The following is a 20,746-nucleotide window of genomic DNA, read 5'->3' as shown; positions in this document are numbered from 1 at the left end:
GCGGTGTGAAGGCCCGGTGTCGTACCGCCCCGAAGGGCCGATGCCGTACCACCGCGAAGGGCCGGCGCCCGCCCGGATCCGGAACCGGGACGCCTCCCCCGCCACGGGTGTCCGCAGCCTAGGCCCCGCCCCGGACGGGCCCCGCACACAGCGCGGCGGGCAGCCCCCAAGGACTCCCCGCCGCCGCCTCGGGCCCGGCTCGCGCCCGGCCCCACCAGCCTCACACCAGGTACAGGAACACCGTCAGCACCAACCCGGCGACGGCGATCACCCACGTGTAGGGCAGCGTCGAGAGCATCGACCGCTCCGGGCGCACCCCCGCGTACTGCGCGCTCCACACCGTCTGCGTGCTGGTGGGGTCCGACACCCCCAGCACCTGGCCGTAGGAGGCCATCAGCCCCAGCACCGCCGGAGCCGGGTAGATACCGCCGGAGATGAGCACACCGGCCACACCCGCGCCCAGACCGAAGATGTTCATCGGCCCCCGGTACAGGGCCAGCGGCACCAGCACGGCGAAGACCAGCACGAACAGCCACGGGCTGCTGGGGCTGATCGCGGTCACCACCGGCGTGAGCGCCGAGACTGCCCCGGGCAGGTTCACCGCCGCCAGCAGCATCCCGATCGCGATGAACAGCACGATGGGCGGCGCGGCCACGTCGAAGGCCCGGTAGAGCGTGCGCAGCGCGGTGGAGGACATCTCCCGCCACGGCACGGCCGTCAACAGCGCGAAGACCACCCCGGCCAGCAGCGAGGGCACGATGGGCACGTGCAGCCCCAGCGCCAGCACGATCGGCACCAGCGGCGTGACCAGCGCGTACCAGGGCGCGTCCCCCCGCCGCCTGCGCCGCTCGGCGGCCCGCTGGCGGCGGCTCGGCGGCCTCGTCCCGGCGCCGCCGGAACCGCTGCCCCCGGCCCCGGCCGGAACCCGCACCGCCCAGGTGTGCCGGGCGCCCCTGCGGCGCATCTCGATGAGGATGTAGGCCAACCCGCCCGCCAGCGCGATCGGGAACAGGCGCAGCTGGAAGTGCTGGACGGTGGAGACCGGCACCCCGATGGCGTCGGACAGGAACTGCCAGTTGATCAGCTCCAGGGGCAGTCCGGCGGCGATGCCCACCAGCACGGTCCCGGCCGCGACGGTGGGGGTGACCCCCACCGCGATCATCGCCGGGATGCCCACCACACCGGCGAGCATGGCCGCGGGCGCCGAACCGGTGATGCTGCCGCACAGGATCGCGACGACGAAGACGCCGACGGCGACCAGCGAGGGGCGTTCGCCGCCGAACTCCACGATCTTGCGCACGAGGGTGGAGGCGATCCCCGCCTCGGACATCAGCGTGCCCAGCCAGCTGCCCAGGAGGATGGCGATCATGGTCGCGGCCAGGCGCGGGGCGCCCTCCTGGACGACGGTCCCGGTGACGCTGCCCTCCTCCCCCATGAGCGGGGCGCCCGCGATGAGCGCGATCGCGACGGAGAGCAGGACGAGGGCGAAGGCGGTGGGCAGGCGGCGCGTCAGCATCAGGCCGACACCCACCGCCATGGCGAGGAGGATCGCGAAGGCGGTCACGGGCGTTCTCCGGGGGAGGTTCGCGGGGCGGGCCGGTCGTGGCCCGTACCCCGGTGGGCAAGGGTGGCGGCGATGGCCGCGGTGAGCGCGATCGGGCTGCGGCGCAGCCCCGCGCGACGGCGGGCGTAGGCGTGCGCGGCGATCTCGTCGGCGCCGACCACGTGGCCTCGCAGGCGCAGCGGCCCCAGGCGCACCAGGACGTGGTCGAGTTCGCGCCGCAGCGCGCGGCCCCGTCCGTCGTGCAGCATCCGGTGGGCGTGCTCGTGGGCCAGGGCGGTCTCGCGCAGGGCCGCGGGGGTGAGGTCGCGGCCCCACCCGGCGTCGCGGGCCACGCGGTGGGCGTGGTCGAGGGCGTCGGCGTAGACGACCACCCGGTCGCCGGAGGCCCGGTGCAGGTACTCGGCGAGCAGGACCTCGCCCGGACGCAGCCCGCCGCAGGCCCGCTCCTCCACACGCAGGTCCGAAGGACCCGTGCGACTCGGAGCGCTCACCGCACCCGAGGAACCCCTGGCACCCGCGTCGCTTGGGACCTCAGGGGTGCCTGAGGTGCCTGACCTATCTGGGACGTCTGAGGCGCCCGAGGCATCTGACCTGCTTGGAATGTCTGAAGCACCTGAGGTATCTGACCTGTTTGGGACTTCTGAAGCGCCTGAGGTGCCTGACCCGCTTGGGACGTCTGAAGCACCCGAAGTGCCTGACCTGTTTGGAACGTCTGAGGCACCTGAGCTGCATGAGATCCCTTGAGGGCTCTCAGAGTCCCCTTTGGTCCCCGTGCTCCCTACCGTCCTGGCAACCCCGGCGGGCCCAGCGGCCCCAGGGCCCCCGGACGCTCCGGCGCTCGCGGCGTCCTCGTCGGCCATGCGCTCACCGAAGCGCAGCGCCGTGGCGGCCCAGGACAGCAGCAGGTCGCGGTCGCGGCCCTCGTGGGTGGCGGTCAGCGCGAGCAGGTCGGCGGCCAGCTCCTCCTCGGAGGCGGCGCCGATGCGCGCGTACTCCTCGGCCAGCTCGGGAGCGACGCCCGTGTCGTGCCCGCCGGGCATCTGCGCCCGGTCCCCCGTTTCCCTCCGGTCCGTGCGGTCCGTGTGCCACGGGGGTTTCGGTCGGCCCGCGCGCCCCGGCGCCCCGCGCCGGGGCGCGCGCTCGGCGTGCCCGGGGCATTCCGGTGTTCCGGACGCGGGGAAACGCGGTTCGCGGGCCGCGCGCGGCGGCGTGTGCGCGCTCACCGCCGCTTCTCCATGACCGCGATGACCGTCTCGTCGGGGGCGCGGCGGGCGATCTCCGCCGAGGCCAGCGCCACCAGGTGCCCCGGGTCCAGCACCCCCGACAGGTCGGCGAACTTGGGCCCCAGCAGCAGCCACACCGCCGGGGGCAGCGCCCCGCCGTCGCCGTAGGCGGTGCGCTCGGCCACCAGGTCCTTGAGCCGCCCCTCGGCCTCGGCGGCCACCAGCGTGTCCACCTGGGCGTCGGCGCTGTGCAGGCGCACCACCCCTTCGGCGTCCACGACCCGGACGTGGGTGCGTTCGCGGGCGAAGCGCCCCAGCGGCCCGCCGGGCCTGCGCACCAGCCCGAACACCCGGTACTGACCGTTGGCCGCGTACTCGGTGAGTTCGGCCGGCGCGGCGCCCAGACTGGCCGCCGCGGCGGCCCGCGCCCCGGCCTCGGCGTCGGCGGCGGCGGTGCGGTCCTTGGTGCGCAGCTCGGTGGCGCCCGTGGCCACGGCCGCCACCAGGTTGCGCTGGGGGTCGACGGTGACGTCCACCTCGATCCCCGCCGGGTCCGCGCCCTGGCGCAGTACCGCCTGCTCGGCCTCGGCGCGCACCGCGAGCACGTCGGCGTGGGTGGCGCCGGGGATGATGCGCTCCACCGACTCGCGCACCAGCGCCAGCGCCACACCCAGGGGGCTGATGACCTCGCTGTGCGCGGCGATGCGCGCCTCCAGGCCGGTGCGCTGTCCCAGGTAGGGGGTGATGGTGGCCGCGCCGCCGCCCCCGCCGACCAGGGTGCACACCTGCCGGTCCAGGCCGTAGTCGCCCGCCATCTCGTCCACGACCGCGGCCACGCGCTCGGTGGCCTTGTGCAGCACCGCGCGGGCGGCCTCCTCCACCTCCACGCCCAGGGCCTCGGCCAGGGGTGCGAGGGCGGCGCGGGCCGCACGGGCGTCGGCGCGGGCGTAGTCGCCCTCGGGGACGAGCCCGGCGGCGTTGGCGGCGCAGGTCACGGTCAGGGCGAAGCGCCGCCCGCCGCTCTCCAGGACGGCGTGGTCGCCCGGGTCAGAGGCCATGGGGCTGATCCGCACCAGGCGGGCGCCCTCCAGCTCGGCCGGGTCGGCGAAGCAGGCGTAGGGCAGCCCGGCGATGTGGGCGCTGCGCGGTCCCACGTCGGTCAGACTCGCCCGGCCGGGGCCCTCGCCCCCGCCGACGCGGACGAGGGAGCCGCCGCCGACGCCGACGGTGCGCACGTCCAGCGCCGACAGGTAGGTCTCCTTGCCGCCCAGGCGGGCGTGGCGGATCTGCACCCGCCCGCGCCGGATGACGCTGATGTCGGTGGAGGTGCCGCCGGTCTCCAGGAACACGCCCTCGCTGACCTTCTCGCCCATCAGGGCGCCCGCCACGCCCGCGGCGGGCCCGGAGAGGACGGTGAGCAGGGGGCGGTGGCGCATCTCGGGCAGCGACATCACGCCGCCGTCGCAGCGCATGACCATGAGCGGGGCGGTGACCCCGGCCTTGTGGATGCTGCGCTCGACCAGGTCGGCGGTCTGGAGCATGCGGGGCATGACCCCGGCGTTGAGCGCGGCGGTGCGGGCGCGTTTGCCCAGACCGTAGAGCTGGGTGATCTCGTGGGTGGCGGTGACGGGGATCCCGCGGGCGCGGGCGGCCTCCAGCACGGCCAGCTCGCCGCGGGGGTCGTCCACGCTGAAGGGTTCGACGGCGACGACGACCTCGGCGCCCTCGGCGACCACCTGGTCCACGCTGGCCAGGGCCGCGCCCTCCCGTTCGGGTTCGCGCAGCGCGGCGTAGCGCACGGGCAGCGGGTGGCCCGAGTCCAGTCTCAGCTTGCCCAGGGAGCGCAGCCTGCGGGTGGCGAAGGCGTCGTAGCCGCTGCCGACGCCGACGATGCCGATGGTGGCCACGTCGCCCTCCAGCAGGGCGTTGGTGGCCTGGGTGGTGCCGTGGGCGAGGAAGCCCACGTCCTCGGCGCGCACGCCGATGTCGCCGAGCAGGCGTTCCAGCGCGGTCATGATGCCGTGGGCCACGCCGTCGGCGTGGTCGTGGCTGGTGGGCACCTTGACCTGGCCCAGCAGGGCGTAGGTGGTGGCGCTGACGGCCACGGCGTCGGTGAAGGTCCCGCCGACGTCGATGCCGATGCGCACGGGACCGGGACGGGAACCGGGGCCCGGGGACGGGGTTGGGGTCGCGTCGCTCATGGTCACCCCTTCTGTGGGGAGTCGGGCGGTGGGGAGTGGGACAGCGGGGAGTCGGGGCGAACGCCCGAGCGGGGGGAGGGTGCCGCGCGGCGCCCGTCGGTAGTGGTGGCCCGCCCGTCGTCCGCCCCGGCGGGCGGTGGCGGACGACGGGCGGGCCGAAGGCCCCGGGGAGGCGCGGTGCCCGCCCTTGGCGCGGGCGGGGTCAGTAGCCGCGCACGTCGGGCCAGTGGCGCTCGACGCCGGTGCGGTCCAGCACGGCGGTGAAGGCCTCCAGCAGCTCGTCCTTGGCGCGCACGGCGTGCGGCGTGGTGCCGTGCTCCAGGGCGAAGGCGGCCAACCGCCCGGCGGCCTCACCGATGTTCCACTCCACCGGGTGCAGCCGGAAGCAGCCGTTGGTGATGTGGGTGGTGCCGACGTTCTTGGCGGCGGGCAGCAGGTTGGTCTCCCGCTCGGGCAGCAGTGCCCCCAGCGGGATCTCGAACGGGACGCTGGCCACGTCCACGTAGTTGTCGCCGCCCGTGGAGGGGTGCAGGTCGATGCGGTAGCTGCCCACCCCCACCGAGTCGTGGCGGCGCACGATGCCGTGCGGGCCCAGCAGGTCCAGGGACACGTCGTGCTCGGTGACGGTGGTGACCGCCCGGATGCGCCGGGACTCGCGCACGTAGGCGGCCTTGGCCAGGCCCGTCTCCGTGCCGGTCACGTCGGGCCGCGGTTTGAGCCCGGGGAAGCCGGTGCCGCCGTCGGCGCGGGGCGCCTCGGTCTGGAGCCAGTACAGCACCGACAGCGACAGCTGGCGGGCCTCCTCGTGGGCCTCGCGGACGGTCTGGGCGTCCACCAGCCCCTCGATCTCCAGGGCGGGCTTGAGCCAGTAGTCGTTGAGCGGCCAGTTGGCCAGGGTGATGTCGGAGTCGAAGGCGCCGGGCAGGTGCATGCGCCGGGCCAGGATGCGCCGGAAACCCCACAGCTCCTTGTCGCCCGCGTCCGCGCTCTGGTCGGCGGCCACCGCGAGCGGGTCGGTGTCGGGGTTGGGCACGAACGTGCGCGCCACCGGCTCCAGCGTGCGCGGGTCGGGCGCGGAGAAGCCCAGCAGCGGACCCGGCCAGAACTCGGGCGTGTAGGAGCGCCAGAAGTCGTACATCGCCGGGCGCTCGATGGTGTGGTCCTCGCCCTGGTGGTGCGACATCGCGAAGCAGTAGGTGATGCCCTGCAGGTTGGTCGGGTCGGCCGTCTCGGGGGCGTGCGGCTCGTCGTGCTCCGCGCGCGCCTCGGCGCCGGTGACGTGGTCCAGTCCCGCCATCGGCAGCAGGTCGCCGTTCTCGGTGGCGTCCAGGACGTAGGCGGCGCTCACCGTGCGGCGGCGCCCCCGCTCGTCCTCCAGCTCCACCGCGCTCACCCGGTCGCCGTCGGTGTGCGCGGCCACCGGCCGGTGGCGCAGCAGGACGGTCAAACGCCCGGCCGCCCGGTGCGGGCCCACCATCTCCTCCAGCACCGCCAGGGCCACACGGGGCTCGTGGCACAGCTTGCTGACCCGGCCCGCGCCGGGGTTGAGGGTGAGCGAGGAGGCGGCCTCGGCCCGCAGCGGGTAGGCGCGCCGGTAGTGGTCGCGGATGCCCTCGCGCAGGCGCCGGTAGGAGGCGGTGGAACCGAAGCGCTCGATCCACGGGTTCTCGTCGGGCGGCACCGCCTGCGCGGTGAGCTGCCCGCCGATCCAGTCGGTCTCCTCGGTCAGCACCACGCGGCGGCCGGAGTCGGCGGCGGCCAGGGCCGCGGCCACACCGCCCAGCCCCCCGCCGACGACGAGGATCTCTGTGCTGGTCTCGGTCATGGGAGCCTTTCTCAGATGTGTCGTGTCCGGGGCGCGGCGAGGGTGCCGCCCTCCACCGGCTCGCAGGGCAGCAGGCGCCGGGGCGTCTGCCCGTGGGCGCCCGCGATCAGTTCCAGCAGCAGACGGACCGCGTCGCGGCCCATCGCGCGCAGGGGCGCGTCGAACCCGCCGCAGGCCGCGCCGCCGCCCGGAGCGCGGCCCCGGGTCCCGGTCGGCGCCCCCAGCAGGGCCAGGGAGACGTCCTCCGGGCAGCGCAGACCGGCCCGGTCCACGGCGGCGGCCAGGCCGTCCAGGGCGGCGCCGGTGTCGGTCTGCTCGACCACGACGGCGGTCACGCCCTCCTCCAGCCAGCGCCGCAGCAGTCCGTCCAGGTCGGAGCCGTCGGTGCGCGCCACCAGGCGCGCGGTGTCGATCCCGGCCGCGCGGGCGCCCCGCAGCACGCCCCGCTCGCGGTCGGTCGAGGCCGGGGCCTGGTCGTGCTCGCGCAGGTAGCGCAGCTCGCGGTGGCCCAGACCGGCCAGGCGCGCCACCACCTGCGCCGAGGCCGAGACGTAGTCGGCGCCCACGTAGGGCACGCCGGGCTCGTCGCGGCGGCCGATGTAGACGAACGGGAAGCCGTCCTCGACCAGACGCCGGATGGGCTCGTCGGGCACGTGGCGGCCGAAGAACAGGCAGCCGTCGGCCACGCGCACCCGCCGCACCGCGGCCGGGTCGTCGGCGCTGGCGGCGGCCCGCGCGGACCCGGTGAACAGGATGAGGTCCTGCCCCTGGGCCGCGGCCTCCTCCTCCACCCCGACCAGGACCGGGTAGTAGGAGTGCGCCACGTCGGTGGGGAAGGTGGCGCTGAAGGTGTACAGCCCCAGCATCGCGTTGCTGGCCGAGGCCAGCCGGGTGGCGACCGGGTCGGGCACGTAGCCCAGCTCCTCGGCGGCGTCGAGCACCCGCTGGCGGGTCTCGCGGGCCAGGGACATCCCGGTGGGGGTGCCCCGCAGCACCAGCGAGACCGTGGCCTGGGAGACCCCGGCCGCCCGCGCGATGTCGGACTGGCGCGGGCGTCGCGGCCCCGCCCTCCTGACGTGCGTCACCTGTTTCTCCTCCTGCGTGCCGTGTTAATGCGCATTAGTTGACGACTGTGAGCCGCACCACGGCAGATGTCAAGAGGATGACGGGCGGATTTCCACCCGGAAGCAGGATCTTTCGTTAATACGTATTAGAACCTTGACCCACGCATCAGCGCTGGTGAAGACTCTGGGCCTCGGAGCCTCCCCCCGACCCGCTCCGGAAGGGAACCGTCATGTCCCACGACGCTCACCCCCGCCGCTCCACCGCCGCCCCCGACCGCCGCACCGTCCTGCGGAGCGCCGGAGCCGCCGCGGCGGGCGCCCTCCTGGCCCCGGGACTGCTGACCCCCGCGTCCGCGGGCGCCGCGACCGCGACCCCGGCCGCCGGCGGAGCCGCGGCGGCCGACGTCCTGCCCGCCTACCGGTTCCTGCGCGAGGCGCTCGACACCGCCGAACTCGGCTACAACCCGACCGGGGAGCTGATCTTCCCGTGCCTGCGCGGAACCGCGGGCCGCCTGTCCGACCCGCCCGGCCGCTTCCTGCTCTACTACGCCCCGCACGAGAGGCCCGGCGGCATCTGCCTGGCCTACGCCGACAGCCCCGACGGGCCCTTCACCGAGTACCCGCACAACCCCGTCGTGGCCAACGTGTGGAACCCGCACTACGACGTCAGCCACGTCTCCTCGCCGCACGTGATGTGGAACTCCGAGCACCGCGAGATGTGGCTGTACTTCCACGGGGAGAACACCACCACGCGGCTGGCCCGCTCACGCGACGGCATCGACTTCGCCTACGAGGGCGTGGTGCTGACCACGGCGATGGTGCCGGGCACCACCGAGGCCTCCTACGCGCGCGTCTTCGAGTACCGCCTGCCCGACCGGGGCGCGCGCTACGTCATGGTCTTCATGCGCAACGACACCAGCAACCACCGCTCCATCGGATGGGGGTGGTCGGCGGACGGGATCACCTTCGACTTCGACCCCGACCCGCTCGTGGACCACGCCGACGTGGGGGTGTCGGACCTGTCCGGCCCGCACCTGGTCGAACGCGCGGGCAGCACCTACGTCGCCTACCACACCAACCTGGGCGACATCCGCCTGACCGAGGTGGGGCGCGACTTCGGCCTGCGCCGCCACCTGGGCACGGTGCACACCCCCATGGCCGGACCGCCGGACTCGGGCCGCAGCGCGGCGCCCTCCTTCGGCTCCGACGGGGGCGTGCAGTACATGTTCTACGAGGCCGGGCACCGGCTCGGGGCGACCATCGCCATCGCCCGCGCGGACTGAGGCGCGCCGCGACCGGGGGGCCACGGCCGCCGCCCCGGAACCGGGCCCCTGTCGGCCGGACGCGCCACGGCGCCCGGCCGACGGGGGCGGGCGCCGGGGCCCGCACCCCGCGGGAGGGTCAGGCCTTGCGGGCCACGCCGCAGTACTCGGCCACCGGACGCGCCCCGCCCACCTCTGCGGGGGCCGGACGCCACAGGGAGCAGGAGACCACGCCCGGCTCCAGCAGCTCCAGCCCGTCGAAGAGCGCGCCGATCTGCTCGGCCGTGCGGATGGTGAGCTTGGGGGTGCCGCGCTCGTTCCAGGCCGCGGCCACCTGATGGGCGCGTTCGCGGTCGATGTCGTCGGTGGGGTGGGACAGGACCAGGAAGCTGCCCGGGGCCAGGGCTCCCAGGAGCCGGTCCATGATCGCGCGGACCTCGGCGTCGTCGGCGACGAAGTTGACCACGCCCAGCAGCATCAGCGCCACCGGCCGCTCCAGGTCCAGGGTCCGGGAGGCCTCCCGCAGGATGGCCTCGGGGTCGCGCAGGTCGGCGTCGACGTAGTCGGTGGCCCCCTGGTCGTCGCCGGTGAGCAGGGCGCGGGCGTGGGTGAGCACCAGCGGGTCGTTGTCGACGTAGACGACCCTGGACTCGGGCGCCACCGACTGGGCCACCTCGTGGGTGTTGTTGTGGGTGGGCAGGCCGGTACCCACGTCCAGGAACTGCCGGACGCCCTCCTCGCGCGCCAGATGGGTCACGGCGCGCACGAGGAAGCCCCGGTCGGCGACCGCGTTGTCCACGATCTCGGGGAAGAAGGAGCGGATCTGCTCGCCCATCTCCCGGTCCACCGGGTAGTTGTCCTTGCCGCCCAGCCAGTAGTTCCAGATCCGGGCGTTGTGGGGGACGGAGGTGTCGATCCGGGGGGCGGAAACCTCAGGGTTCTCAGGGGGCACGGTCCTGCCTTCTACGCTCGTTCTGGGGAGAAAAGGGGCGTACCCGGACAAGTAAAGGGCTCCCGAGGCCCACCGGCAAGCTCCCCCGGGCGTGTCCCCCGACCACGGAACCACCGGCCCGCCCACCCCTCCCCCACCACCGAAAAGCACTCGTGCCCCCGCCCCGCGGCCGATAGCGTGCCAGGCAGCACCCCCAGCACCCAGCACCCGACCGAAGGGAGCCGCAGGTGAAGCACTCCAGCCCCGAGTTCGCGCGGATCGCGCACGAGGGAACCGTCCTGCGGTGCCAGGTGGGCTCCGAGGCCCACGGCCTCGCCCTGACCGGCCAGGCCGACCGCGACGAGATGGGCATCTGCGTCGAACCCCCCGAGTACGTCATCGGCCTGCGCCCCTTCGAGCAGTACATCCACCACACCCGCCCCGAACACACCCGCTCCGGCCCCGGCGACCTGGACCTGACCGTCTACTCCCTGCGCAAGTGGACGCGCCTGGCCCTGGACGGCAACCCCACCGTCCTGCTCCCCCTGTTCGTCCCCCCGCACGAGATCGTCGCCATCACCCCCACCGGACACGACCTGCGCGCCAACGCCGCACGCTTCCTCTCCCGCCGGGCGGGCCAGCGCTTCCTGGGCTACCTGCGCGCCCAACGCGACCGCATGGAGGGAACCCGAGGCGGCAAACACACCAACCGCCCCGAACTCGTCGAACAGCACGGCTTCGACACCAAGTTCGCCTACCACATGGTCCGCCTGGGCATCCAGGGCGTGGAACTGATGGAGATCGGCCGCATCACCCTGCCCATGCCCGAACCCGAACGCACCTGGCTGCTCGCACTGCGCCGCGGCGAGCACAGCCGCGACGACGCCCTGGACCGGGCACACGAACTCGAACAGCGCCTGGCCGAGCTGTGCCGGACCTGCGACCTGCCCGCCGAACCCGACCACGCCTGGGCCGACCGCTGGCTGGTCAGCACCTACCAGCGAACCTGGGCCCAACGCTGACCCCGCCCCGCGACCGTGGCCACGACCACGCTGGTCACAGCGGCCACCCGACGCGGGACCGGCACGGGACCGGGATAGGGTGAACCCCCGAACAGGTAGGCGCCGCTCCCGGCTCCTCCGGGCGCTCCCCGCACGGCGGACGCCGCGCACCGCGCCCGGAAACAACGAACACTAAGGAAACACCATGGTCGGAACCATCGCCTTCGTGCTCATGATCGTGGGCCTGACGATGATGCTCGCCACCGGGCTCATCGCGGCCGTGATCAAGACCCGCTAGGGCAGCACGACCCGGCTCGGTGACGGGTGCGTCCCCACGGCCGCACCCGTCAGACCGTCCCCCCACACACCCCACAGCCCCGAAAAACACTTTCGGCCCCCGCCCCCCAAGCACTACCGTGATCCCCGCGAACGACGTGTAGTCCAACAGCAGAGCACCCGGCTCGGGACTCCCCCCGAGGCGGCCTGTTCCGCCACGCCGTGGACTCCATGGTGGCCAAGCGCGGCCTGCCCGGCTCCGAGCGGCACACCGCCCTGCGCGCCGGACAGGCCGAGCGCGCGGGCGACCCGCGCCGGAGCGTCGTGGGCAACGGGATGGTCATCGAGCAGGCTCAGATCCTCACCACGCACAACCTGGCCGTCCTGGTCGGGGCCGGGGCGCGGCCCGCGTGCGGGTGGGCGGAGCTGGCCCGGCGCGCCCACGCCCTGACCGTGCGGACCGTGGAGAGCCTGCCCCGGGTGTTCCCGCCCCTGCCCCACGTCAAGAACGCGGCCTTCGCCTGGCGGCAGACGGTGTTCTTCCTGTCCCTGTGCACCGAGGCCGAGCAGCGCGAGGTGACGGCGTGGATGGAGGGGCTGGCCCCCGACCAGCCCCACCACACGCGCGAACGCCTGGAGCCGGTGCTGGCCGGACTGCGCCGGGTGGTGGAGGGAGAGCCCCTGGAGGAGACCGGGCCCCCACGGGAAGGCGCCGCTTCCTGGGCTGGGCCGGACGGCACTGGATACTCCAGATCGCCCCGCGGGCCCTGCACGGCGCGGACCGTCCCTGAGGTCCGGCGCCGCGCCGACAGTACGGAGTGACCGGTGCGGGGCATCCGTCCACGCTGCCCCGCACCGGCGGTACGGGCGCACCCGCACGGATCCATTTTACGGACTCGGAGGGAAGGGCAACCAGCGGTCCGGGAAATTCGTGCGGTGTTCGGTTCTCAGAAGGGGGCCGCTCCGGTCGCTCACCAGGCGGAGGGTGACCGATTCCCAGCCCCTTCCTCCGGTTGCCAAGGTTTGACACCGAACACCGTTTTCATGTGTGTTGTTACTCTTTGTTCCCCCTTTGTGACAATACAGGAAAGCCCTACCTTTATGTTGTAGATTTCTAGTTGTCGAAACCCGTGCGCCCCCGGACACCGCGCTCCGCCGCGCGGACGCACCGCGGACCTGGGGCCGACCCGGGCCGCCTGGCAGGTGTGCACGCGGCCCGGTCGGCCGTGGTCCGTTCGGGTTCGCAGGGGAAGGTCGGGGCTCGTTGGCGCGGCTGGCATGGACCCGGGGACGCCCGGGTACGGCCCTGAAGCCGCCACGGAGTCCCCTGGAGCGCGGGCGTCGGCTCCGTCTCCGACACGCTCCCCCCGACCAGCCGCGCCGGTCCGGTGGGTGCCGCCAGCATCCAACGGCACACCCCCGACGGACAACCCCAGCGGCACCCCGGGGCACAGACGTAGGCACCCTTCCCTCACGCGGGCCACGGCCCCAGGAAGGTTCAGGGCCGGTCGGTAGCACACTTGTGAGGGCATGACCGAAAGGACGGCGTCTCCTCCGCTTCCCCCCGTTCCCGGCGGCTCCCTCCCCCCGCAATGTCCCGACGGCGGAAAGGACGCGGAACAACGAAGGACACCGAGCGGATATTCCCGGTGCAAAGGACGGAGAACGGTGGACGTCGGGCCCGGGCGGAGCCGGTGCAGGCCCCGAAGAAGATCGCCGTTCCGCTATCGGTACGCGGCCGGGGGAAAGCCCGCCCCGGTTTCAGCGGTCTCCGGCCGGCGTCTGCGGGGCGGGCGTCGCCTGCCCCGCCGGGGAGGCGAGGAGCCTGAGACGGTCCGCGCTCTCCGGATGTGCGCGGTCGGGGTGGTAGATGACGAGCAGTTGCTCGTCGGTGTCGTCGATGGCGAGTTTGGACACGTTCAGGTCCATGGCGCCGACCTGGGGGTGGTCGACGCGGACGAGGCCGCCGCGGGGTGGACGGACATCGTGACGTGCCCAGGCCCGCCGGAAGGCCTCACTCGCCAGGGACAGCTCCTCCACCAGTTGCGCGACTCGCGGATCGCGCAGATCCGTTCCCACGCGCCTGCGGAACATCGCGACCATCTCCCGCCGGTCGAGGTACAGGCGGTTGTCCGTGTCGAGGAAGGCCGCGCGCAGCAGGTTCACGCCCGGCCTCAGCTCCGGGGAGAGCGCACGTGCCAGAGGGTTGCTCGCGAGCACGTCCGCGTACCGCCCGGCGATGAACGCCGGTGCGTCGACCGTGCGGAGAAGGTCGAGGACCCGAGGAGCGAGGGTCTCCCCCCGACGGGGTTCACGACGCGAAGGCCGCGGAGCGGTGCCCAGTCCGAGCAGGTACTGGGTGGAGGGTCCGTCCAGTCGCAGCGCCCGCGCGATCGACCCGAGTACCTGGGCCGAGGGGTTGCGGTTACGTCCCTGCTCCAGCCGCAGGTAGTAGTCGGAGCTGATGCCCGCGAGCAGGGCGACCTCCTCGCGGCGCAGCCCGGGAACACGGCGGCGGGAGTCCTCGGGAAGGCCGACCGCCTGGGGGGTCACCAGCTCCCGTCGGGCACGCAGGTACTCACCCAACGGGTTCTGGCTGTCGGCTCCGCGTCCTGTCATCACCCCGGATGGTATCCGCCCGGGCGGGGAGACTGCCTGGTCCCGTCACTCCCAGGATGAAGGCGGCCTACCCGGGGCCGGCGGCGATAGCGGATCGTCGCTGGGGAGCGCGGCGCATGCCGACAGGTACCCGCGCTCGGCCCGTATGTCCGACCCGAACAAGGGAGGTCCTCGTGTCCTCGGATCGAATCGCTCTGGTTACCGGAGCCAACCAAGGTATGGGCAAGCAGGTCGCGAAGGAGCTGACCGCCGACGGGGTGACCGTGTTCGTCGGATCCCGCGACGCCGACCGCGGCAAGGAGGCCGCCGCCGAGATCGGAGCCGGCGCGACCCCGCTCCAGCTCGACGTGACGGACCCGGAGTCGATCGCCTCAGCGGCCCAGCGGCTCCGCGAGGAGGCCGGTCGACTCGACCTCCTCGTCAACAACGCCGCCGTCTCCACCACTCGGCAGGGTGTCGACATGGCCGAACTGCGCTCCTTCGCAGCGGCGAGCGTGGTCCCGCTGGAGGAGGTGCGGGCTGTCTGGGAGGTGAACGTCTTCGGGCCTGTGGCGGTGTACCAGGCCGTGCTCCCGCTGCTTCGCCTGTCGTCGGACGCACGCATCGTCAACGTCACGAGCGCGCTCGGTTCTCTGACGACCGCCACCGACCCGACTCTCCCCTACCACGCGCTCTTCGAGCCGGTCTACGCGGCGTCGAAGGCGGCGCTCAACGCCGTGACGGTGGCGATGATGGCCGAGCTCCGGGACTCCGGTGTCAAGGTCAACCTCGTTTCGCCGGGGTTCGCGAACACCTCGCTGGTCAACTTCGAGGGCACGGAGTCGGTCGAGGACGCCGCTCGTGAGATCGTGCGTGTCGCCCGGCTCGGGCCCGAAGGGCCCTCCGGCACCTTCACGACGTGGGAGGGAGCGAACCTCCCGTGGTGAGTCCACAGGGCTGATCCATCAGCGCCGCGTGCTCTCAGCCGTACGGGCACGACCCACCGGTGACGGGGTGCGGCACCTGTCACACGGGACTTCGGGGGCATGGGCGGCGGGTTCCGGCGTTTCCCGGGTGCGGCGGTCCCGGCGTTCCCAGACGGTGTGCGGGGAGGGTTCGCTGAAGGGCCGCCGATGCGGGCCGGGCCCCATCGGCGAATGCAGCGGAGTTTGATCACGCGGTGTTCGCGGCGGGCGGGGGTGAGCGGCGCGGGCGGCTGGAGGCGCCGTCCATCCCGGCCTGGCCCTGGGCTCGGCAGCGGTCGGCCCGGCATTCGGCGGTGGACCGCGTGCGTGCGACCGTCAGCGGCGTCCGCCGTGCGTGCGCGGGTCGAACGAGCTGGGGACGTCGGCGTTGATGTCATCGGCGGCGGAGAGACCGTGGACGGTGCGGACCACCCCGTCGGCGGCCTGCCTCTGCGCCACGGCAACGTAGTCGAGGAGTTGCCAGAGGATCTTCTCCGCCTCGCCCAGGGTCTCCTGCATCCGCTTCGAGTACTCCCCCTCGTCCCCCCAGGGCGCCTTCTCGAAGGACGTGATCGCGTCGCGCGCGTCGGCCACCACCTCGTCCGTGAAGTCGGCGGCCTCGTAGACGAGCTTGTTGTGCCGCCCGATCCCGTCTACGTCGACGGAGAGCCGGCCGTGTGATGCGGACATCGTTCTTCTCCTGTTCGCTGTCTGATGGCTGCGGTCGGACCGTCACTCCAGGTCGCGTGGGGAGAAGCCCAGTGTGCGCAGGGTCTCCTCGACGTCCATCTCGCCGCGTAGCACGGCGGACGCGTCGACGCCTTCGGGGGAGGCGAAGTCGTACGCCTGCACGGCCCGCTCCGCCATCCGCCGCTGGGCGCGGGCGATCACCTCGACGATCGTAGCCGAGAGCTCGGCGGCGGCCATGCCCCGGTACCCGTCGGTGTGGAACACGAGCCCGGCGAGGTCACCGGTCGCGTCGACCTCCGCGGTCACCAGCCGGTTCCTGGACGTGGCCTCCTCGGTCTCCGACTCCAGGCCCTCGCCCGCCTCCATGAGCTCCCTCAGTGTCGTATCGAGCCGCCGCAGTTCGGCCTCCATCTGCTCCCGTATCGGTGAACTCATGCCTTCAGGATCTCCTTCAAGGTTTTACTCAGGTCGTTCACGACAGGAACGGCCCGTGGAGGCGCGCTGCCGACGGCGCTCCGGACGGCGGCCGGAACACCTCCCGGCCCCGCTGTTCCGCGGCGGCGCCCCGGACACCCGCCGAGCGCCGTCGGCGCGTCCGCCCCGGGGCCGGGGAAAACCGACACGCCGGAAATCCGGTCTCGGTCACGCAGCCCAGCGCGACAAAGGACACCGCACCGGCACGCCTTCCGAATGGGACGGAGAACTCCGTTCGCGGTCGGTTCCCACCCGGCTTCCCGAGTGGGCGGTGCCGCCCCGCCCCGGGAGTTCGGAGGCGCGCCCGGGCCGGCCCCGGCCAGCGATCCCGGTAGCCGCGGCCAGTCCGGGTCCCGGCAGGAGGCCCTCCCCGGCGACGCACACCGGAAAAAGGAACAGGAAAGCAATCACGGACAACAGAACAGGGGACGGAGGAAGGGGAAGCGCCGCGCGGGACCGGGCCGCCCCGGCGAACCATTCCCTTCCGCACGACACAACAGGTACCGCACCGGGTGAGGTGAATGCAACCCGCGGAGTCGTGACTATACATAGGGGTCATCCCCCTCCGTATTCGGCACCCGATCGGAAAAACCCGGAAACACGGACGCAACAAAATCCCGCGTCCGCACCCGCGGAACACCTCGGAACCGGGGGGCGGCTTCCACTCCTGCGCGCGATGATGTTACCTTTACCCTCGCTTCAGATGCGCGTGGTGTGGAAAGGGGTCGGGAATGCTGTTCGACCCCCAGAAAATGGGTGACTCAGCACACGATTTCGTCAAAGTGGTGCTGGGCATCGACCTTCCCCGGGCCAGCGCACCGGCCATGCGCGCCGCTTCGGAGGTCTACGACCTCCTCGACAAGCAACTGCACGAGCTCTCCAACGTCATGGACACGACGCGCACCAACGTTCGGAGGCACTTCGGCGGAGCGGCCTCCGACTACTACAACCGCTCCCTGGCCGCCTTCACCAGCGGCGACAGGGACTACATCGGCAACGCTGCGAGCACGAGCCGCATGCTCTCGACCGAGCTGCGCAAGGCGGCGGCGAACGTCGACTACATGGTGGCGATGGTCTGGGTCCAGGTGGCCCAGCTCATCGCCGAGATCGCCTGGGCCATCGCGACGGCCAAGTTCACCTTCGGCGCCTCCCTGAAGTGGATCCCGGTCTTCAAGGCGATCCGGAGCCTGGCCATCCGGCGCCTCATCGCCTGGTTCCTCGTCACCGTTCCGAGTCACCAGGTCGTCAGCCAGGTCTTCGCGAGCTTCGGCGCGCTGATCCAGCGCGTCCAGATCGCCAACGGCGACCGGGACGGGTTCGACAAGCGCTTGGCGCACGACGCGCACGTGGGGGCCGTGATCGAGGGGCTCGTCTCCGCCGGCATCTCCGGGGGCGTCGGAGCGTTCGTCAGCAGCGGTTTCGCGAACGCCTTCAGCCGCAGCATCGACGACCTGCGCGGTCTGCCGGACCCCGTGCCCCCGCCGCAGGTCAAAAACGGCGTGCCGGACCCCGTACCCCCGCCGCAGGTCAAAAACGGCGTGCCGGACCCCGTACCCCCGCCGAGCACGCTCAACGACGACCTCGCCGACCTCTTCACCCGCCACCGGGACGAGATGCTGGTCCCGTTCCACCCCAACTCCCCCACCGGGGCGCGCTCTTGGGACAACGTGGTCGAACAGAACGCGTTCCGCGCGGAGGTGGCGGACGTGTTCCAGCGCTCCTTCGCCGAACGCATGGGCGCCGACCAGGCGCGGCGGCTGGGCGACGACTACGCCGACACCCTGATCCGCTCGTGGGGCGACCCGGACCTGGGTTCCCGGCTCTCCCTGGCGATCGGCGACCGGCTGCCCCCGCCCCTGCGCGAGCACCTGTCCGACGTCCCGCAGAGCCTCGCCGGATCGCTGCACCAGAGTGCGCAGGGGTTCCTGCCCTACGTGCGGGGCCTGGGGCTGGGCGCGGGGACCGGCGCCGCGGAGGGCTTCCTCAGCGAGGGCCTGGGCAGCCTCGCCAGCGGTCAGGGGTTCGTCGTCACCCCCTGGTCCGCCACGTCCGGCGCGACCATGAACACGGCCCACCAGCTGACCACCGACTCGGCGCTGGCGGGCATCGACGCGCTCAGCGGCCCCGGCGGCACCCTCCTTCCGCCCGATCTCCCCCCGCCCCCGGAGCCGGAGCGGACCGACCGTGCCGAGGGGGACCCGGCACAGGGCGCGGCTCCCACGGCGTGGCCCGCCTCCGGCGACGCCGGCGGAAGGCCGACGTCCGCCGGCGGTCCCGACGCCCCCGACACCACCGTCGTACCGCCCGTCGGCGTCGATGAACCCGCCCCGGTACGGGACGACGGAGACGGATCGCGCGGCGGCGGGGACGAAGCCCCGGCGAGCGGCACGGACGCGCACCGCCCCGGCGGTTCCCCGGCCGCCGGAGACCAGGGCGCCCCTGCGGCCCGGAGGCAGCAGGACCACGGCCCGGACGGGGCCGACGGCGCGGACGCGCACGGGCCCGGGGACCCTTCCGAGCGGGTCATCGGGACTCCGGAGACCCCGGCCGCCCGGGCTGCGCGGAACCACGACCAGGACGGGGCGGACCACACCGACGCCTACCGTCGAGGAGACACCCCCGATCCGCTCACCGGTGACCATGACGCCACGGACGCCGGGGCTTCCCGGGACCGGACCCCGGCACCCCCGCCCGAGGGGGGAACCGAGGTCCCCCCACCGCCCCCGGCCGCCGTGACGCCCCCGATCGGCGCCGACCGCGCCGCGCCGCCGCAGGGTACGGCTCCCCCAGGCCGCCCGTCCGGCGAGGCGGGCCAGCCGTCCCGGCCGGGAGCGCAGGAGACGGCGCGGTCCGGTCCGGAACCGGCCCCCGCCGGAGAGGCCGGTCCCGAGCGGAACGCCTTCCCCTCCCCCATCACCGCGGAGTCCCCCGACCCGGCCGGCATCCGGGAGACCACGGTCCCACCGACGGCCGCCTCCTCCCCCACGGACCGGGGCGGGAGCGCGTCCCCGTACTCGTTCGACGCCTCGCTGAACCCCGTGGACGGCGTCCCGGACACCCTGGACGGAGCCGATGACAACTCCTCCCTCGGCGACACGGACTCCGACGCGTCGTCGCTGTTCGACGACGCCGCGTCCGAAACGTCGAGTCTGGGCACCGCGTGGTCGGACACCGAGGAGGCACCGCCCGTCGAGGCCGCCTCGCACCCGGCCGTGAAGGACACGAAGGCCCCGGGGGGCGTTCCCGGCATCCCGGACGCGGTTCCCGAGTCCGGCTTCCTGGCCTTCCCCGTGACCGAGAACGGCCCGGAGGGACGCGCTCCCGCCGGTTCCGCCCCCTCGGACGGGCCGGTCCCGGAGGCCGTGCGCACCGACCCGCGGACGCCCCCGCCCGGCGCGGACGGCCCCTCCGCGGACCGCCACGACGCCACCCGGAGCACCGGGGACGCCGACACGGCCGAGCGGTCCGGAACCGGGCGTGACGCCGTCCGCGACCAGGGCGGTGACGGGGCTCCTCCGGCCCGTTCCGGCGCCGGTCCCACGCCGTCCGAGGAGGGCGCGACCGGGACCGCGCCCCCGGAGTCGGACAGCCGCGAGGCGGCCCCCGGGAACGACCTCGCGGACGCACGCGCCGAACGCGCCGCGGACCTGGTCGCGCAGGCTCGACGGCACCTGGATGACGGGGACGTCGCGCGGGCGCGGGCGGTGGGCGCGGACATCCAGAACCTGCTCGCCCCGCGGCCCGACGACGGCTCCCCGCCGAACCCCTCCGTGCGCAGGGCCCGCGCCCTGGCGCTCGGGCTGGTCTTCACCCTGTCCGACCCGGCGAACCCGCGGGTTCCCGCCGCCCCGGACGCCTTCCCGGCGGACAGGGCCGAGGACGCCGCCACACTCCTGGGGGGCGTCGAACGCAACCTCCGGGACCGCCACGACCCGGCGCGTGCACGGCTCTGGCTCCCGGGCGGCAGCCTGACCACGCAGTACGTCCGCGACACCCTGCCCTCGGCCCCTCCGGCGAGCGCGACGCAGGACAGCGGGGCACCGGCAGCGGGCACCGGGGACGCCCCGCGCGCCGCCGAGGCCGCGACGCCCGACACGGCCGAGGACACGCCGGCCCCCACGCGGAGCGCGGACACGGACGCGCCTGCGGCACCGCCCGCCGCCAGGCCCGAGCGCGCGGCGGACACCGGCTCCCCCACCCCCGCACAGACACGCACCGACCCCGCCGTCTCCGGGATCGACCCGAGGGCCGACGCCCGCGCCGCGTCGGTCCTGGACCGCCTGCCCGAACTCACCCGGGCCCTCGCGGACAAGGACATCCCCAGGGCACGGGCGCTGGGCGCCGAATTCTGGAGATCACTGCGACCGGTCGACGGTCCGGTCCCGGAGAACCGCTCCATCCGCGAGGCGCGCACGCTCGCGCAGGCACTGGTGTACACCGTCTCCGACCCCTCCGACAGGCGCGTCCCGCTGAGCGGCGAGTCCATCCCTCCCGAACGCGTCCAAGACGCCGAGACCCTGGCCCGCGGTATCGGCCGCCACCTCCGGGACCGCCACGACCCGGTCCGCGCCCGGCTCTGGCTGCCCGGCGGGCGGCTCACGACGGACTACGTCCGCTACGCGATGCAGGACCCAGCCGACCGGGGCCCCTCCCCCTACGGCGCACCGTCCCC

The 20,746-nt window shown here is 73.8% G+C and carries 13 protein-coding genes and 2 pseudogenes; 5 read left to right on the top strand and 10 right to left on the bottom strand.

The features are described 5' to 3' along the window. Positions 1-220 precede the first annotated feature (220 nt). The 5 genes from G011_RS0128775 to G011_RS0128755 form a co-directional block, all read right to left on the bottom strand. A complete protein-coding gene (locus tag G011_RS0128775; protein WP_019611501.1) occupies positions 221-1,564 on the bottom strand; it encodes a transporter in 1,344 nt (447 codons plus the stop codon). Then, positions 1,561-2,055, bottom strand: a complete 495-nt coding sequence (locus tag G011_RS32725) for a hypothetical protein (protein ID WP_231391625.1) — start codon at positions 2,053-2,055, stop codon at positions 1,561-1,563. The genes G011_RS0128775 and G011_RS32725 overlap by 4 nt, the downstream gene beginning before the upstream one ends. A 728-nt stretch (positions 2,056-2,783) precedes the next feature. Beyond that, positions 2,784-4,988 carry a hydantoinase/oxoprolinase family protein gene (locus tag G011_RS0128765; RefSeq protein WP_051104423.1) on the bottom strand — a complete coding sequence of 735 codons (2,205 nt, stop codon included), beginning with the start codon at positions 4,986-4,988 and terminating at the stop codon, positions 2,784-2,786. A 202-nt stretch (positions 4,989-5,190) separates the two neighbouring features. Next, the gene (locus tag G011_RS0128760) at positions 5,191-6,813 is read right to left on the bottom strand and encodes an FAD-dependent oxidoreductase (protein ID WP_019611498.1); all 1,623 of its coding nucleotides are present in this window, start codon (positions 6,811-6,813) and stop codon (positions 5,191-5,193) included. A gap of 11 nt (positions 6,814-6,824) precedes the next feature. Next, a complete protein-coding gene (locus G011_RS0128755) occupies positions 6,825-7,898 on the bottom strand; it encodes a LacI family DNA-binding transcriptional regulator (RefSeq protein WP_019611497.1) in 1,074 nt (357 codons plus the stop codon). Positions 7,899-8,107: 209 nt separating this feature from the next. On the opposite strand from G011_RS0128755, the gene G011_RS0128750 reads away from it, so the two are divergent. Then, positions 8,108-9,160: a hypothetical protein gene (locus tag G011_RS0128750; protein ID WP_019611496.1), complete on the top strand. Its 1,053-nt coding sequence runs from the start codon at positions 8,108-8,110 to the stop codon at positions 9,158-9,160. Between the two features lie 118 nt (positions 9,161-9,278). Here G011_RS0128750 and G011_RS0128745 read toward each other — a convergent pair whose 3' ends face one another. After that, positions 9,279-10,091: an SAM-dependent methyltransferase gene (locus tag G011_RS0128745; RefSeq protein WP_019611495.1), complete on the bottom strand. Its 813-nt coding sequence runs from the start codon at positions 10,089-10,091 to the stop codon at positions 9,279-9,281. A gap of 227 nt (positions 10,092-10,318) precedes the next feature. Here G011_RS0128745 and G011_RS0128740 point away from each other — a divergent pair, with 227 nt between their 5' ends. Then, entirely contained in the window at positions 10,319-11,092 is a 774-nt protein-coding gene (locus G011_RS0128740) for a DNA polymerase beta superfamily protein (RefSeq protein ID WP_019611494.1), read from the top strand. Positions 11,093-11,578: 486 nt separating this feature from the next. Further along, positions 11,579-12,169 carry a hypothetical protein gene (locus tag G011_RS0128730; protein ID WP_231391624.1) on the top strand — a complete coding sequence of 197 codons (591 nt, stop codon included), beginning with the start codon at positions 11,579-11,581 and terminating at the stop codon, positions 12,167-12,169. Positions 12,170-13,108: 939 nt separating this feature from the next. Here G011_RS0128730 and G011_RS0128725 read toward each other — a convergent pair. Then, on the bottom strand, positions 13,109-13,966 hold the full coding sequence (locus G011_RS0128725; RefSeq protein ID WP_036553262.1) for a helix-turn-helix domain-containing protein: 858 nt from the start codon (positions 13,964-13,966) through the stop codon (positions 13,109-13,111). A gap of 116 nt (positions 13,967-14,082) precedes the next feature. Here G011_RS0128725 and G011_RS0128720 point away from each other — a divergent pair, with 116 nt between their 5' ends. Next, the gene (locus G011_RS0128720; RefSeq protein ID WP_255342169.1) at positions 14,083-14,892 is read left to right on the top strand and encodes an SDR family NAD(P)-dependent oxidoreductase; all 810 of its coding nucleotides are present in this window, start codon (positions 14,083-14,085) and stop codon (positions 14,890-14,892) included. 182 nt (positions 14,893-15,074) lie between these two features. Here G011_RS0128720 and G011_RS32720 read toward each other — a convergent pair. The 3 genes and pseudogenes from G011_RS32720 to G011_RS0128710 all read right to left on the bottom strand — a co-directional run. After that, a pseudogene (locus G011_RS32720) lies at positions 15,075-15,229 on the bottom strand (IS481 family transposase); the annotation flags it as partial. Between the two features lie 17 nt (positions 15,230-15,246). After that, positions 15,247-15,600 carry a hypothetical protein gene (locus G011_RS0128715; RefSeq protein WP_019611491.1) on the bottom strand — a complete coding sequence of 118 codons (354 nt, stop codon included), beginning with the start codon at positions 15,598-15,600 and terminating at the stop codon, positions 15,247-15,249. A gap of 42 nt (positions 15,601-15,642) precedes the next feature. Further along, on the bottom strand, positions 15,643-16,035 hold the full coding sequence (locus tag G011_RS0128710; RefSeq protein ID WP_026338761.1) for a hypothetical protein: 393 nt from the start codon (positions 16,033-16,035) through the stop codon (positions 15,643-15,645). 791 nt (positions 16,036-16,826) lie between these two features. On the opposite strand from G011_RS0128710, the pseudogene G011_RS30420 reads away from it, so the two are divergent. Beyond that, positions 16,827-20,746 (top strand): annotated as a pseudogene (locus G011_RS30420) (hypothetical protein); the annotation flags it as partial.

Origin of the sequence: Nocardiopsis sp. CNS-639 (assembly GCF_000381685.1) — a bacterium.
GTDB classification, from domain to species: domain Bacteria; phylum Actinomycetota; class Actinomycetes; order Streptosporangiales; family Streptosporangiaceae; genus Nocardiopsis; species Nocardiopsis dassonvillei.
This window is presented reverse-complemented; position numbering and strand designations above follow the sequence as displayed.

Coding starts and splice junctions, on each gene's coding strand:
- G011_RS0128710 (WP_026338761.1), bottom strand. CDS start 16,035: ATGAGTTCACCGATACGGGAGCAGATGGAGGCCGAACTGCGGCGGCTC.
- G011_RS0128765 (WP_051104423.1), bottom strand. CDS start 4,988: ATGAGCGACGCGACCCCAACCCCGTCCCCGGGCCCCGGTTCCCGTCCC.
- G011_RS0128730 (WP_231391624.1), top strand. CDS start 11,579: ATGGTGGCCAAGCGCGGCCTGCCCGGCTCCGAGCGGCACACCGCCCTG.
- G011_RS0128720 (WP_255342169.1), top strand. CDS start 14,083: ATGCCGACAGGTACCCGCGCTCGGCCCGTATGTCCGACCCGAACAAGG.
- G011_RS0128715 (WP_019611491.1), bottom strand. CDS start 15,600: ATGTCCGCATCACACGGCCGGCTCTCCGTCGACGTAGACGGGATCGGG.
- G011_RS0128725 (WP_036553262.1), bottom strand. CDS start 13,966: ATGACAGGACGCGGAGCCGACAGCCAGAACCCGTTGGGTGAGTACCTG.
- G011_RS0128750 (WP_019611496.1), top strand. CDS start 8,108: ATGTCCCACGACGCTCACCCCCGCCGCTCCACCGCCGCCCCCGACCGC.
- G011_RS0128760 (WP_019611498.1), bottom strand. CDS start 6,813: ATGACCGAGACCAGCACAGAGATCCTCGTCGTCGGCGGGGGGCTGGGC.